The organism is Methylobacterium amylolyticum, from assembly GCF_030700245.1.
Lineage (GTDB): Bacteria > Pseudomonadota > Alphaproteobacteria > Rhizobiales > Beijerinckiaceae > Methylobacterium.
Genome location: NZ_JAUYZI010000047.1, coordinates 1 through 14,556 on the forward strand (window position 1 = coordinate 1; position 14,556 = coordinate 14,556).

A 14,556-nucleotide genomic window follows, 5' to 3' on the forward strand; every position below is an offset into this window, starting at 1 on the left:
TAGGCTTGCAGTGAGCCGAGAAGAGGAAGGGAGCGGGACGATGACGATCGCGGTTCTCGGGATCGACCTGGGCAAGAACAGCTGCAGCCTCGTCGGGCTGGACGCGGCGGGACGGGTCGTGCTGCGCCGACGCATGCGGCGCGAGGGGGTGATCGCCTTCGGCGCGAAGCTGCCGGGATGCGTCGTGGCGATGGAGGCCTGCTGCGGTGCCCATCACATGGGCCGCGCCATGGCCGAGCAGGGCCACACGGTCCGCCTGATGTCGCCGGAGTACGTGCGTCCCTACGTCAAGGCGCACAAGAATGACGATCGCGACGCGGAGGCCATCGCCGAGGCGGCCACCCGCCCGACGATGCGGTTCGTGGCGCTCAAGACCGAGGCGCAGCTCGACGTGCAGACCCTGCACCGGGTGCGCGACCAACTCGTCGGTGAGCGCACGGCGCTGATGAACCAGATCCGCGCCATCCTTCTGGAGCGCGGCCACGTCGTGGCGCAAGGGCGCGCCAAGTTGGCCGCCTGTCTGACCGAGTTGCTCGACATGGAGGCGGGCACGTCGCTCACGCCACGCATGCGCGCCCTCGTGGCCGAGGTACGTGAGCGCTGGCAGGGCCTCGACCGGCGCATCGCCGCGCTGGACGCTGAGTTCGCCGAGCAGGCCCGCACGGACGCGGACGCACGCCGGCTGACCACCATCCCGGGGATCGGCGCGCTCAACGCGACCGCGCTGGTTGCAGCCATCGGCGATGTGACGACCTTCGCCCGCGGGCGCGACCTAGCGGCTTGGCTCGGCCTCGTGCCGCGGCAGGTGACGACAGGTGGGAAGCCCCGGCTCGTCGGCATCACCAAGCGCGGCAGCAAGTACCTGCGCAAGACGCTGATCCAGGGCGCGCGCGCCGCGCTGCCCTCGTTGCGGCAGAGCGACACCCATCTCGGGCAATGGCTGCGCGGGTTGCTGGCGCGGGCGCACGTCAACACGGCGGTGGTGGCGCTGGCCGCCAAGATCGCCCGCATCGTCTGGGCGTTGCTGCGCCACGGGCGGGTCTACGAGCCGGCGGCGGTCGCCGCCTGATCCGAGTTCGGCCGGCGGAACATGCGCTGGCCTTCCGATGTCTGCGGGCGGTGAGAAGAAGATGGCCTGACAGTCGACCGGTGTTCTGGAAGCCTCTCCCGTAAAATGGCGCTCGACGCCGTCCCCTTTATGAGGCCCGGAATGCGCGGATCTCCATCTTGGCCAACGGCTCCGCCGAAAGGCCGGATACGTTTATGCAGACTGCTCAGACCAGCGGATCCAGAGCCACTTGCGGACGGGGCGGGCCATACGTTTTAGCCGGCACCCACGCACTGTCGAGGCAGGCCCGGCTCCAGTCGAGCTGGCCGGCCGCGTGCAGGCGCTCCAGCAGTACCTGATGCAGCCGCGCCCACACGCCCGCCGCCTGCCAATCCCGCAGCCGTCGCCAGCAACACATGCCCGAGCCACGGCCCATCTCGGCCGGCAGCATCTCCCACGGCAGGCCCGAGCGCAGCACGAAGCGGATGCCCGTCAGCGCCGCCCGGTTCGCGATCGCAGGCCGACTGCCCTCCGGGCGCGGCCGGGGCGGCGGTAGAAGTGGGGCGATCGCGTCCCAGAGATCATCGGGCAAACGCGGGCGAGCCATTTCGACCCATCGCCGCAAACCCGCCTCCCTGCCGTTCTGTTGGGCGCCCTATATTACTACAGACCAAACCACGATTCTGAAGATATAATTTCAGGCATTATCAAAGGCGCTCTCCGGTGTCGCGTCTAATGATTCCACCACCGATGAGCCGCTTGAACGGGCTAGCACGGCTGCCCGGTAGTGGCCGGCGATGCGGGTCGACGATGCCCACGTGCCGATCACGTTGACGACGCACCCGCGCGATGGTGCCGAGATCGATGACTGTTTTGGCTGCGTGGCAGGGGCGACACAGCACTTGGCAGTTGTCGAGCGAGGCGTCCTCGGTCAGCGCTGCCGGGATGATATGGTCGTAATGGAAGCGTCCGGCTTGCAGACTGCATGGGCACCGGCTGCCGTCGGTTAAAGCGCCCTCGCAGCGCCCTACGGCGCGGGCGAGAGCGGCGCGCTGAACCGCTTTGCTGAACTCCCGGCGGCTCATTGCGGCGCTCCAGCGGTGATCGTCTGCGCCGGTCCGCCTAGATCCGCGGCAATCGCCGCGCGGTCGGCCTGATCTTCGGCCAAGCGGTGCGCGTGCAACTCGATCGCCCCGAGCTGCGCGCAGGCGGCGAGCCAACCGAGATAGCCGGGATCGCCGGCGTTGCAGGCGCGGACGGCGACAGCGGTGGCGCGCCCCTCGGCGTCGCGGTGCACGGCAAGGGTGACCGCCGCCTGATCGGCGACGAGGTCGGGTTGATCGAGGTCATGAACGACGACGACGTAGCGCCGTCCGGAGGCGCCGCGCCATGCACTGAGGGCGGTGGGGGCAGCGCCGCGCAATCCGGCCGCGGTGCGCAGACGTTCTTCGCGGATCGCCGGTCTGGTCGCGCGGTCGGCCTTCATGTCGCGCAAGGCCGCGGCCCAGGACAGAGTGCGGTCACGCATGAGCGCCTCCCGCACTCTCCGGGGCGAGGAGTGTGCTGCGGCAAGGCCAGCCTGCGGAGTGTTCCGATGCGAGATCCGGGATCAACCAATCCGGGAGGCGGGTGCGCGCATCCGGCGAGCGCTGCCTCGACAAACATATGAGGGGGTGGGTCATTGAGACGGAGCATCCAATCAAGCGGCGGGATATGCCCCGCCACTGCCCCGGCCCCGCACTCGGCTGAGGTCGCCGGCGGGGCATCGATGAAGACATATCTTATCAACCGCGCGCGGGGCCGACCGTGATCGACGCCGCGTTATGACCGGTACTCAAATTGGAATCGCCTCGACGAGGTAGATCCGAGCAAATCCACGTCTCCGTGGCGATTATCAGAAATAGTTTCAATTCTGGCTTCTTTGCGCATGCACGAGAATCAAGCAATCCAAGATCTGATCTTTCGCTTTGTATGTCGGTCAATTGCGCGCGATTCATAGCCATCGAATCGACTGCGGCATCTCTGCCGGACTGTTCGGTCATAGCCCCACGAAAGCTCCAACTCGCGGTGTAGTCCAGTCCAATAGTGCGGAAATCTCTTCAAAAGGAGCCTTGCATTTTTCACGCTAATTGCGATCCACGCAGCCCATGAACGGGTCTCATCCGCTTGGCTTGACCGCTGATCCATTCCGCTTGCCATTCCAGCTAAGGTTGCGCTAAGGTCGTTCTTGCTGATTCGTCAGTGGACGGAAGCACCCGCGGCGCCCACGCTTGTTTGTGGGCCGGTAGCGGAAGCATCCCTTTCCAAGTCTCCTCCCCTATAGACCGAGGGAGGCAGGCACTCGGCATCGCGCGTACTTGCGAAAGTCCGGCAGCCTGGATGCAGATTCAACGTGCCGCAGTTTTGCTGGGGCGCCGTTGGGCACGCATTCTGCTGTTCGGTCTTCCACCTGCGCGGGGCGAGAGCCATTATGACCACTAATACCACAATTCGTGTGCGCCAGCGCCTTGCGCGAGTAGGGGCCCGCTCAGGCCCAACCGCGATCTCGCCGGTAACACGGACGGCTCCCGCGCGCGTCACGGTCACGCATCAGCCGATCGCCACGCTGCGCCCGCTCGATAGGCCGCTACGGCGGCGGGGACGCGGACAGGTTGACCGCCTCGCTACGAATATCGTGCGGTTCGGATGCCTTGTCCCGATCTTGGTGACCGCCACCGGTGAGATCATCGACGGCCACGCGATCTATGCCGCCTGCCTCCAGCTTGGCCACGAGACGGTGCCGACGATCGCCGTCGATCATCTCTCGGACGCCGAGATCCGGACCCTTCGGATCTCGCTGAACAAGATTAGCGAGGAGAGCCGGTGGGACCCGGAGGTCCTCGCCGGCGAGTTCGCACATCTGTTGGCGATTGACCCCGACTTGATCGCATTCACGGGCTTCAGCATGCCGGAGGTCGACTTCGCGCTGGCGGCGCCCGGCATTGATGGCTCCGATCCCGCTGACCTGTTGCCTGACATGCCGGGCGCAGCGGTCTCTCGCCCCGGCGATCTTTGGGAGTTCACCGGCGGCCATCGCCTCCTGTGCGGAAACGCCCGGACGGCCGACAGCTACGTCGCCCTACTCGGCGGCCAGCGTGCTCAGAAGGTGGCGACCGACCCCCCATTCGGCTGTCGCATCGCCGGGTACGTCAGCGGCACACACGGCGAGTTCGTCGAGGGATCGGGCATGAGTGAGGCCGAAGCTTCGACCTTCTTCGTCAATTTCCTCACCGCGATGATCCCGCATCTGCAAGACGGGGCGATCGTCGAGATGTTCATCGACGCGCGGGGCATGCTGCCGTTGCTGACTGCCGCGCGTGGGGCGGGTCTCACGCAGCTCACCACATGCGTCTGGGACAAGGGCGTCGGTGGGATGGGTAGCCTGTACCGCCAGCAGGCCGAGTTCGTGCTGGTGATGAAGCATGGGCGCGGCCGGCATATCAACAATGTCTCGCTGGGCCGCCATGGACGCAACCGCACCACGATCTGGTCTGCGCCCGGGCTCAACGGTTTCGGGGCGGGACGGCAGGAGGCTTTGGCGCTCCACCCGACCGTGAAGCCGGTGGGACTGATCGCCGACGCGTTGCTCGACACCTCCGAGCGCGGCGGCCTGATCCTCGACCCGTTTTGCGGCTCGGGCACGACCTTGCTCGCTGCTCACCGCACCGGACAGATCGGGCGTGGGATTGAGCTCGATCCCGTTTACGTCGATGTCGCCGTGCGGCGCATGGAAGCCCTAACCGGGTCGCCTGCCCGCCATGCTGAATCAGGGCTGACGTTCGCCGAGGTAGCCGAGATGCGGCTGCAGGCTCAACCAAACGAACGGGCGGCTTCGGCCGTCGCGGCGATCGCCTGAGGTGGCCGGCATGTCTCGCAAGAGAAAAAACATCGAGCCGGTCCCGGAGTATCGTGGGGACCGCGCGTCACAGGACGTCTCAAGCGACGCCATCGAGAGCGTCCTCGAGGGGCAGGATGATCTCAGGCCACGGGAAAGATCGGAAAGCCTCGATGACCTCCGGCCGGAATCGGGCGACCGCACGACCGGGGGACGGTTCGCTCCGGGACACTCAGGCAATCGGCGCGGCAGGCCGCGCAAGCCGATCGAACCTCTACAGGAGATGATGTCGCGCGTTCTATCCGAGAAAATCGTGATTACGCTGAATGGAAAGACGATGGAAATCACCATCGGTGAGGCCATCTTCCGTGGGCTGTGCGTCAAAGGCCTCAGAGATGTACGCGCGGGCCTATCCGTTTTCAAGCTTGCCAGTCTCGGGGCGACCGCGGCTGATCCGGCTGAAATCGATGCGCAACTCGCCCGCGGTCAGGACGCGCTCGACAATCATCTCGCCCGCATGCGCCGCCAGATCACGGTCGAGCTTTCCGATGCGAGGGGAGCGGCATCGGTCAGCGACAACGATAATGGCGCATCTGACCCGTCCTACGGATCGGAGGTCGGGTGATGATTGCTGCTCACGAGAATTTTGCGCTTGACGTTCTGTCGGCCGCCCTTCGCAGGGATCTCGCCACTTTTGTCGAGCGGAGCTTCGCCGCGCTCGAGCCGGGCACCGCGTTCTCGCCGAACTGGCACTACGAGCACCTCTGCTGGATGCTCACGCGCGTCCTGCGCGGCGAGATCCGCCGGTTGATCATCAACGTTCCGCCGCGCTCAGGCAAATCGATCATCGCGAGCGTGGCGTTTCCGCTGTTCGCGCTGGGACAGGATCCGACGCGACGGATCATCTGCACGTCACACACCGAGGACTTGGCCCGGAAATTCAGCGTCGATCGGCGGATGGTAGCGCAGAGCCTGTGGTTTCGCGCGGCCTTCCCGAACGTTCAGCTGGGCGGTCGTCCTCCACGCGACCTCGAGCTGACGACCACACTCCGAGGCTCGATTCTGGCTGCCGGCATGGGAGGTGCGGTGCTCGGGCGCGGCGCGGATCTCATCGTGATCGACGACCCGATCAAGGCGGTCGATGCTCGGTCTCAGGCGGAGCGACGGCGCGTCAACGAAGCGTTCGACAACACGCTGCTCACCCGGCTGAACGACAAACAGCGTGGCGCCATCGTCATCGTGATGCAGCGCCTGCACGCCGATGACCTCGTCGGACATGTCCTCGAGCGGGATGCGTGGGAAGTCGTGTCGCTGCCGGCGATCGCCAATGAGGATACGGTGCATCGCCTGAGCGACGTGCGGGGCGACGTCCACCGGCGTCGGGTGGGCGAGCTTCTCCATCCGGAGCGCGATCCGATAGAGGTTCTAGAGCAGATTCGACGGTCGCAGGGTTCGCTGACGTTCCAAGCTCAGTACCAGCAGGATCCGGCCTCGGCTGGCGGCAACGTAATTCGCCGCGAATGGCTGCGCACCTATGATCGACCCCCTCCCCGCTTCGACCGTGTGGTCGTTGCCTGGGACACTGCCTCGACCCTTGCAGAGACCGCCGATTGGTCCGTCGGGACGGTCTGGGGCGCCGTAGGTTTAGACTTCTACCTGCTCGACGTCGTTCGCGACCGTCTCGAGGCGCCAGACTTGCGCCGAGCGATCGTTGCCCTGCACCAGAGATGGCAGGCTGATGTGACGCTGATCGAGAAAACGCACTTAGGCCACGCCCTCCTCCACGATTTGCGGCAGACCAATATGCTACGGCCGATCCTTATCCCACCCCGCTATGACAAGGAGGCGCGGCTGTTGGCCCAATCAGCGAGGTTTGAAGCCGGACAGATCCATCTTCCGGTCAATGCGCCTTGGCTGGGTGCCTATGTCGCGGAATTGCTGGCGTTTCCGAACGGACGGCACGACGATCAGGTCGACGCGACGAGCTACGCGCTGCAATACCTGACGAGCCGGCAGGGCCGGGTTGAGCCTCCGGCTCGCCGCAGTCGGGAGAGCATGCGGGCTAGCCCGCGTCGACGGTCCTGCGATGACACGATCACGGACGGTCACGCGGCTGATGTGACGCCGACCACTTCCGAGCCGAGACGGGTGTCGGTTCCAGCGCGCTGGCGTGAGGGTGACCGGGTACCGCTCTAGTTTTGGTGCATCAACAGGATGTTTCGGCGAGGCTGAGGCTGCCGATGGGCGTGCTGCCGTTTATGCAACCATGATCGCGGCTACAGCTCTAGCGGAAGAGGCGGACGAGCAGGTCTTAGGGGCGCCGCTTGTAGGTTCGGGATGCTCGGGCGTAGTCCTGCGCGCTATGAGATTTACGATTGCTCTGTTAATTGCGGGCTTGATAGGGGCGATCCAAAACGACCCAGATTTGACCCGACAAAACCGGAACGGAATGGTATGACGGTCGAGATCCGCGGTAATCTAAGCGCGAACAACCTTGTGTTGTCCGAGAAATTCCGTCGCTATTCAACGGGCACGATCCTATTCACTGGCGTGGGCGCACGGGTCGAGATCGACGGACCGGTGTCCAGCGGCGACATTACCCTTACAATCGGGTCGGGTGCTTCGGTGTCGATTGGCCAGGATTGTGTGATCGGCCGTCTAAGCTTGAACCTGTTCGGCGAGGGTGCCCGGATCGACATCGGGCGCTCGGTTGGCTTCGCAGGTTCGGTGAACCTCAGCACGCACGAGGGCGGGCGGATCAATATCGGTGCGCAGTGCCTGATCGCTGGAGACACGGTGTTCGCGGCTTCAGACGGTCACCCAATCTTCGACGTTTCGACGGGCGAGCGCATCAACCAAGCCGCGGATATCTGCGTCGGCGAACACGTCTGGATTGCGGCACGGGCGATGGTGTTAAAAGGGGCGGATATCGGCCGCAATTCCGTCGTTGGTGCCGGCTCGATCGTTACGGGTCACTTCGGGCCGAACAGTCTAATCGTCGGCAACCCGGCACGGGTCCTGCGCTCGGGCATCAATTGGCGGGAATGAAAAGTGGGGCGCGAGTGCCGATTGCGAGCGGATCTATGATGCGTTCTGCCAGACCAATACCGATGGCGCACCGGATCGTGTCGGAATAAGGGTCCGGAGATCGAGGGGTGCACCTCAGACCTCGGCGCACCCAGCCGTGAAGAGGCGCAGCTCGCGAAACAGGCCTATAAGGTCCTGAATTGTGGCGCGCATGGGCGGGCGAAGAAGATTAGGATAAGCGCGTGAGCGACGGGATGGATAAGAAGGCCGGCGCCAAATCAGATTTAGTGGTATCAGATACACTCGGAACTACCAGTCTGACGAGTGGCAACAACATGGTCGTCCGATGATCCGTCATACTCTTCTGCTCAAATTCAACAGCTGTGCTGCCTCTATGGAGCGCGATGCAATCCTACAATCCCTCATTGCGTTGTGTGACCGTGTTGGCGCGGTGAATTCTCTCGCGTGCGGCCCTGATGTTGATCCTCGATCACGCGCGGACGGCTTCACGCATGCCTTCTCGGTCGTTTTTGGGACAGAGGAGGCGCGTCAAGCGTTCCGCGCTCTACCGGACTACGCGGAGGCCCTGGCAGGCATGGCACAGGTTGCTGAGACTATGCCTCTGGCCGATTAGCAGGTCCTCGGCAGAGAGAGTAGGTTTTAAGTATCTAAAAACCATGCGAAATTTGCTGCAGTTTTGAACCTCCACGCATTTGCTTGTCTGGACATCGAGGGGTTCGAAGTGACTGTTCCGCTACCTTTCCAACAGCTCTCCCGCGTCGATACGGATGAATTACTGCTGGTTTTGGCAATGATGCATTATTATATATTTCGTTAATTATTATATTTTTATTATCGTCAATTATCAATATCTGAGTCCCCGTCAGCCTGGGAATGCAACGGACAAAGTTTTTAAGATTTTATCAAATTCGCCCACCTCCATCTCGCAATATCTTCGAGTGCACGCTGGGTGATCCGCGGCTCCAGGACGCGAGCCTCACCCCCGCCTTAAATAAAAAAGGCTGAGACGCTGGTAAGATATCGGACAGCTGGCCCAAGCGCTCGCAGCGCTCGTCGGCATGTAGCTTATCCCTCGGAAAAGAGCTAATAGGCCGACATCGCCGGCTGCTGGCTCTGAGATAAAAGTTCGAGAGAGACTGTACATGTTGCGAGACGGAGCAGACCGTGATCAGCTCATTGATCTTATTGGGCGCAGCAATCCCACCATTCTAGAAGTTGGCGCGCACATGGCGGACCAGAGTGTAAGGTTTGCCGAGTGGTTCCCCTACGGGCAGGTGTTCGCTTTTGAGCCGGATCCGCGGCCGATAAGGAATTTTCAATCGAGGCCGGGTAATCCACGAGTACATATGGTGGAATGCGCGCTCGGAAATCATATCGGCAAGACTACATTCTACCAAAGTGATGGTGTTCCACCAGCGACGCCGGAGGAAGACATTAAAAAATACCATCCTGAGGGCTGGGACCATTCCGGCTCTATCCGCCCGCCTAAAGAGCATTTGCATGAATTTCCCTGGGTCAAATTCGATAACACAATAGAGGTGGAGGTGACGACTCTTGATGCTTGGTCAGAAGAAGTGGGAGTCAAATACATTGATCTCATATGGGCTGATGTTCAAGGGGCTGAGCAGGACTTAATAGCCGGCGGGCGCAAGACTCTGCTGAATACTCGCTTTTTCTATACCGAATTTTCTGAAAAGGAATTATATAAGGGGGCGCTAGATGCGAGCGCCATATTGAAGCTTCTGCCTGATTTTGAATTAGTTGAAATGTTCAAGCATGATATGTTGCTGAGAAACAAGCGAGCCTGGGATCAGCCTGTACGCTCGCCAACGTGGCGCGACTGGCTTCTCCCAAATCGACGTGCTTAGAGCCGTTGCCGGTCGGATTGAGTCAAGGGGTTGCAGCCTACGGCGATGAGGCTCAATGGCGTTCTTCAGGAGTAAAAGCCACAGGACCCCATAATTGACGGCCCAGTGTACTGGGATAAGGCAGGCGGAGGCCGCGCTGCACTGCACTGACCCCGAGCGCGGGCCGGAGATGATCGTGTTGTGGAGCGTAACGGCGCTGGGACGTCGGATTGCCTCTCTTGGAAGTCTGTCGCCACCTCGGCGTCGAAATTCAGCGGTAGTAGTCGGATATCGTGATCGCCCACGCCACGCCTGACTGCCCGTTCTGTTCTCGATCGTTACCCTGCTGGCCGTGCGGCTCGCGGCACACCCGGGCGCCTTCTTTAGCGCCCGCGCAGGAAAATCAAACGGGAGTTCCAGCGGCTGGACCTTGTGCCCGAGCAGGTCGAGGCGGCCGAGGTTGAGCGGGACGCGCCGTAGCGGATCCGGCCCGGGCGGATGCTGAGGTTGAGAAGGTGGCACGTCTGGTCCTGCTCGGTGGCAACGGCTCTGAGGGTCGGGCTCGTGACGCCGCGGACCGTCCAGCGTCATCGAAGACGCTCTCCTGTATCGCGGCGGACGATCCCACCGCCGATCAACCGCTTGAACGGACTGGCGCGGCTGCCCGGCAGCGGACGGCGGTGCGGTTCGGCGATGCCCGTGTGCCGGTCGCGCTGGCGGCGCACGCGAGCGATGACGGCGACATCGGTGGCCGTCTTGGCCGCGTGACAGGGTCGGCAAAGGACCTGGCAATTGGCGAGCGAGGCGTCCTCGGTAAGTGCCGCCGGGATGATGTGGTCATAGTGGAAACGCCCGACCTGCAGGGTGCAGGGGCAGCGGGTGCCGTCCGTCAGTACTCCTTCGCAGCGGCCCCCGGCCCGTGCGAGCGCGGCGCGTTGGACCGCCTTGGTGAACTCGCGGCGGGTCATGGCGATACCCCGGCAGCGGGCACCGGTCCGGTCAAATCTCTAGCGATCGCCGCGCGCTCGGCTTGACCTTCCGCCAAGCGGTGTACGTGGATCTCGACCGCCCCGAGCTGCGCGCAGGCGGCGAGCCAGCCGAGATAGCCGGAATCGCCAGTTTCGCAGGCCCGGACGGCGACGGGGCTGGCACGACTTTCAGCATCGCGGCGTACGGCGAGGACGACCGCCGGGTGAGCGGTGACGAGGTCGGGCTGATCGAAGCCGTGGACGACCACGACGTAGCGCCGGCCCGAGACGCCGCGCCAGGCGCTGAGCGCCGCGGGTGGTGATCCACGCAGGCCGGCGGTGGAGCGCAGGCGTTCCTCGCGGGTGATGGGGCGTGTGGCCCGGTCGGCCTTCAGATCGCGTAGCGCTGCGGCCCAGGAAATGGTGCGGTCTCGCATCCCTGCCTCACGCAGTCCGAGGAGCGAGGATGGCGGAAGGGTGTGGCCTGGCGGCGGGCCTGTCCAATCTGGGCTCGTTGCCGAATTGGGTGCGACGGTTGCGCGGCCCTCGGGCCGGTGGGCGAGTTACATATAAGGAGTGAGGCATGGATGCGTCCGGCTCAGCGGCGGGAAGGGCCCCGCCACTGCTCCAGCCCCGCTCACGACCAGGACGGTCGGCGGGGCTACCTCGACAGCAAGAAAATGGGTTTGCCCTTCGTCAGGCCTCGACCGCGGCCGAGCTAGGCCTGGACCGCGTTCGGACGATCGGCCGCTTCTCAAGTGGGCCGGCGGATCTGAGTCGATATGGGCCGCTCATTGAAATACTGCGGTGTCGGCTGGTCGCTGCGTCGTGGTTCAGCATGGACGCTCCAATTCGCAGCCATCCGTATGGATGGCCCCTCAAGGGCGGTTTGCTGTGCGGCGCTCGCCGGATCACGCATGTGACAGGCGATCGAGGTTCCGCCGGCTTGGTGCATCCAGGGCCAAACGACGACTGCCGGAGGATCTCCTCCCTTCGCATGCACGGCGCGCCGTGACCGCCGGTTGAGATCATCGTCTCGTCTGGTCCAAGGACCCGACGGGGCGTCCTGCGCCTGCAGCATGCAGCGGACGATCCGCGCCTCATTTGTCGGCGAGTGCCTGAGAACATGCTGGGTGACACCCTTGGTTTCCGATCTTCGAGCCCGAGCCGCAGTGGCGGTTCAGATCTCCCTGCCAGACGTAGCAATTTTGCAACGATCATGATCGTCGAACCAAAATGATAACAATGGGAGCATGACACAGAGAGCACCCGAGAGTACTGTGCGGTCTAAATTATTTGACGTTCCGATGTGGCATATGTCGTCCATGAATGATGAGCCGGGACGCCGCGAGAAATTTCTCCACCACGTTCGGTATTTCGACGCGTCCGTTCGATATCCTGTTCCCTTCGTCGGCTTCACAGGCCGACCCGGCCACTGCCCCGAACACCAGTGCCTGCCCTACGATGCCGCTGGCTTTCTCAACGCTGAACCGGCCGGACACCGCACCGATCCGAACGAGATCCGGATATTTGTCCTAGGCGACAGCACGATGCTGGATGGCGCGAGTTGGCAGGATTTGGTACCGGGCAGGCTCCAGGATCTCCTCCGGGCGACTTGTTCCGACCGCGTCCGAGTCTTTAACTTCGGTGTGGTCTCGTCCTGCACCGAACAAATGTGCGCTTTGATCTGGACCCGCTTACTTGATCTCGATCCGGACGTACTTATAGTTCTTAGTGGTGGAACCGATGCTTTCCTGCCCCTGACGTTCGATCCGCGTCCAGGATATCCTTACAACGCATTCCTTATAGAATATCTCTACGCGCATTACTTTAGCGAGACGAACGATAGATCCTGGCAGTCAGGCCTCGACTATGATGGTGTGATCGATGGCGCGTTTGACCTGCTTCGGCAGAGCCGGCAGCGTGTTGATTACGGCTCGCCGGACTGGGAAGCGAGCGTCGCGCGCAGCTACGAGGCTTCGCTGCGGAAGTTTGTCCGGCTGGCACGGGCGGTCGACATCCCGGTCTTCTACGCCTTGGAACCAATTGTTGTGCGGAAGCGCAGCCTGGAGCCGGCAGAGGCTAGTCTCGCTTCTCCAGGGACACTTGCCTATCTCACCCGCCTCTACGATCGCTTCGAGGCGGCGTTGACGGATTTGCGGGTTCGAAGTCTTCCGGGCAACCTGCACCTGATTGACGCCAGCCGAGTCCTGACGGACGTCGGCCCCGGCCTATTCACCAATGTTGTGCATTATGACGGCGCCGGCCGCGCTACGGTCAGCCAGTTCCTCGCTGACAACGTGTTCGACGCGGTGCGCCGTTGCAGCGACGGAGGGCGCCGGGGCGATGCGACGGCGTGGTTCCGCAGCGTATTCCGGCGACCGCTGTTGAGAACGGCTCGCTAAGGATCAGGATGCGGCCCCCTACTGGGCGAGCGACCGGTGCGCCCTAACGTATGGCGTCCTCCGGAAGTCGCCAACGTCGCCGGAGGTCACGCGTATGGAGGGGACTCCGACCCCAGTGCGACACAATTACGGAACAGAAAGGCGCGCTATCCGATGAAGCCGTAGCCGTCGGGTCACCGCCCGAGGAGTAGTTGATGCTGGAAGCGTTGCAGCAGATGAACGTCGCCGGCTTCTTCGTGAACGGCATCCTCCATGTCGGCGCGAATGAGGGTCAGGAGCGGAATGACTATGAGGCGAATGGGGCGAGCCCGTGCCTGTACGTCGAGCCGGTGGCCGACGCCTTCGCCATCCTCAAGGCCAACCTCGCCGGCATGCCGTTTCATAAGGCGATCCAGGCCGTCTGCGCCGAGCGCGCGGGCGAGGAGGTGCTGTTCAACGTGGCCAGCAACGGCGGGCAGTCCTCGAGCCTCTTGGGCTTGGGCGCGCACGCCGAGCATCACCCGGACATCGTCTATACGGGCGTGCAGCGGATGGTGACGACGACGGTGGACGCGATCGTGGCCGAGCACGGCCCGGGGCGGGTGCCAAACCTGCTGGTGGTGGATGCACAGGGGGCGGATCTGCGAGTGCTGCGGGGCGCGACGCAGAGCCTGCCGGAGGTCGACGGGGTGTATGTCGAGGTGAGCGATGCACCGCTCTACGAGGGTGGGTGCACGCTGGAGGAGGTCACCGCCTTCCTGAAGGAGTTCGGCCTCAATCCGCGGTGGCTACAGCTCAACGAGGCCGGCCACGGCGAGGCATTCTATTGCCGGAAGCGCCCGGAGTATCCCACCTTACCGCTCTACGACGGGGTCTTGAGCGTGGGGAAGCCCGCGGCACAGAGTAGCTATTGCGAGTGGTCGCATTTCGATGTGGCCGACAGCCCGATGGGGTGTCTCGATGGTGCACCCACGGGCCGGCCCGGGTTCCACACCGACATCGAGGACGCACCATGGTGGCAGGTGGATCTCGAGGCGGTAAAGCCACTAAACGAGGTGCGGATCTTCAACCGGATGGATGCAGCACGAGATCGATCGCGAACGCTGCGCGTGCTGGTGTCGGACGACGGCGAAGCGTGGCGGCTAGTGCATGACCAGGGCGGCTACACGTTCGGAGGAGCGGACGGCAGGCCATTGCAACTCCAGCTGTCGCGCGAGCAGGCGCGTTACGTGCGGCTGCAGCTCGCCGAGCGGACCTACCTTCACCTCGACAAAGTCTTTATCCTATGACGCATCAGTATTGAGGCGTGCCGGATTGAACATTTGGAGCCACCCGCATAATCATTACTATACCCATAGTGTATCTGGCCGGCATATCATCCGCACGC

General features: G+C 63.2%; 13 protein-coding genes and 1 pseudogene. 9 read left to right on the forward strand and 5 right to left on the reverse strand.

Annotated elements, in window-relative coordinates; all coding sequences use genetic code 11:
- The first annotated feature begins 40 nt into the window (after positions 1–40).
- Positions 41–1,069, forward strand: coding sequence for an IS110 family RNA-guided transposase (locus tag Q8W71_RS25445; protein ID WP_305528214.1), 1,029 nt, complete (start codon positions 41–43; stop codon positions 1,067–1,069).
- A 244-nt stretch (positions 1,070–1,313) separates the two neighbouring features.
- On the opposite strand, the pseudogene Q8W71_RS25450 reads toward Q8W71_RS25445, so the two are convergent.
- The 3 genes and pseudogenes from Q8W71_RS25450 to Q8W71_RS25460 all read right to left on the reverse strand — a co-directional run.
- Positions 1,314–1,655: pseudogene (locus Q8W71_RS25450) on the reverse strand (transposase); the annotation flags it as partial.
- A 100-nt stretch (positions 1,656–1,755) separates the two neighbouring features.
- Positions 1,756–2,133 (reverse strand): HNH endonuclease, encoded by a 378-nt coding sequence (locus Q8W71_RS25455; protein WP_305528215.1) that lies wholly within the window; start codon positions 2,131–2,133, stop codon positions 1,756–1,758.
- Positions 2,130–2,591: a hypothetical protein gene (locus tag Q8W71_RS25460; RefSeq protein WP_305528216.1), complete on the reverse strand. Its 462-nt coding sequence runs from the start codon at positions 2,589–2,591 to the stop codon at positions 2,130–2,132. Before Q8W71_RS25460 ends, Q8W71_RS25455 begins: the two co-directional genes overlap by 4 nt.
- Before the next feature lie 1,161 nt (positions 2,592–3,752).
- On the opposite strand from Q8W71_RS25460, the gene Q8W71_RS25465 reads away from it, so the two are divergent.
- The 6 genes from Q8W71_RS25465 (at position 3,753) to Q8W71_RS25485 (ending at position 9,838) form a co-directional block, all read left to right on the forward strand.
- Positions 3,753–4,943 (forward strand): DNA modification methylase, encoded by a 1,191-nt coding sequence (locus Q8W71_RS25465; protein ID WP_305528217.1) that lies wholly within the window; start codon positions 3,753–3,755, stop codon positions 4,941–4,943.
- A 10-nt stretch (positions 4,944–4,953) separates the two neighbouring features.
- Complete coding sequence (locus tag Q8W71_RS25470; RefSeq protein WP_305528218.1) at positions 4,954–5,547, forward strand: DUF5681 domain-containing protein; 594 nt, start codon at positions 4,954–4,956, stop codon at positions 5,545–5,547.
- On the forward strand, positions 5,547–7,118 hold the full coding sequence (terL, locus tag Q8W71_RS25475) for a phage terminase large subunit (RefSeq protein WP_305528219.1): 1,572 nt from the start codon (positions 5,547–5,549) through the stop codon (positions 7,116–7,118). Before Q8W71_RS25470 ends, terL begins: the two co-directional genes overlap by 1 nt.
- Before the next feature lie 258 nt (positions 7,119–7,376).
- Positions 7,377–7,970 (forward strand): acyltransferase, encoded by a 594-nt coding sequence (locus Q8W71_RS25480; protein WP_305528220.1) that lies wholly within the window; start codon positions 7,377–7,379, stop codon positions 7,968–7,970.
- A 325-nt stretch (positions 7,971–8,295) separates the two neighbouring features.
- Entirely contained in the window at positions 8,296–8,583 is a 288-nt protein-coding gene (locus Q8W71_RS32965; protein ID WP_370875532.1) for a Dabb family protein, read from the forward strand.
- Between the two features lie 529 nt (positions 8,584–9,112).
- Positions 9,113–9,838, forward strand: a complete 726-nt coding sequence (locus Q8W71_RS25485; RefSeq protein ID WP_305528221.1) for an FkbM family methyltransferase — start codon at positions 9,113–9,115, stop codon at positions 9,836–9,838.
- Between the two features lie 566 nt (positions 9,839–10,404).
- On the opposite strand, the gene Q8W71_RS25490 is transcribed toward Q8W71_RS25485, so the two are convergent.
- On the reverse strand, positions 10,405–10,785 hold the full coding sequence (locus tag Q8W71_RS25490; protein ID WP_305528222.1) for an HNH endonuclease: 381 nt from the start codon (positions 10,783–10,785) through the stop codon (positions 10,405–10,407).
- Complete coding sequence (locus Q8W71_RS25495; RefSeq protein ID WP_305528223.1) at positions 10,782–11,222, reverse strand: hypothetical protein; 441 nt, start codon at positions 11,220–11,222, stop codon at positions 10,782–10,784. The genes Q8W71_RS25490 and Q8W71_RS25495 overlap by 4 nt, the downstream gene beginning before the upstream one ends.
- An 888-nt stretch (positions 11,223–12,110) precedes the next feature.
- Here Q8W71_RS25495 and Q8W71_RS25500 point away from each other — a divergent pair.
- Together Q8W71_RS25500 and Q8W71_RS25505 are read left to right on the forward strand one after the other, a co-directional pair.
- Positions 12,111–13,190 carry an SGNH/GDSL hydrolase family protein gene (locus tag Q8W71_RS25500; protein ID WP_305528224.1) on the forward strand — a complete coding sequence of 360 codons (1,080 nt, stop codon included), beginning with the start codon at positions 12,111–12,113 and terminating at the stop codon, positions 13,188–13,190.
- 194 nt (positions 13,191–13,384) lie between these two features.
- Positions 13,385–14,458 carry an FkbM family methyltransferase gene (locus tag Q8W71_RS25505; RefSeq protein ID WP_305528225.1) on the forward strand — a complete coding sequence of 358 codons (1,074 nt, stop codon included), beginning with the start codon at positions 13,385–13,387 and terminating at the stop codon, positions 14,456–14,458.
- Positions 14,459–14,556: the final 98 nt, after the last annotated feature.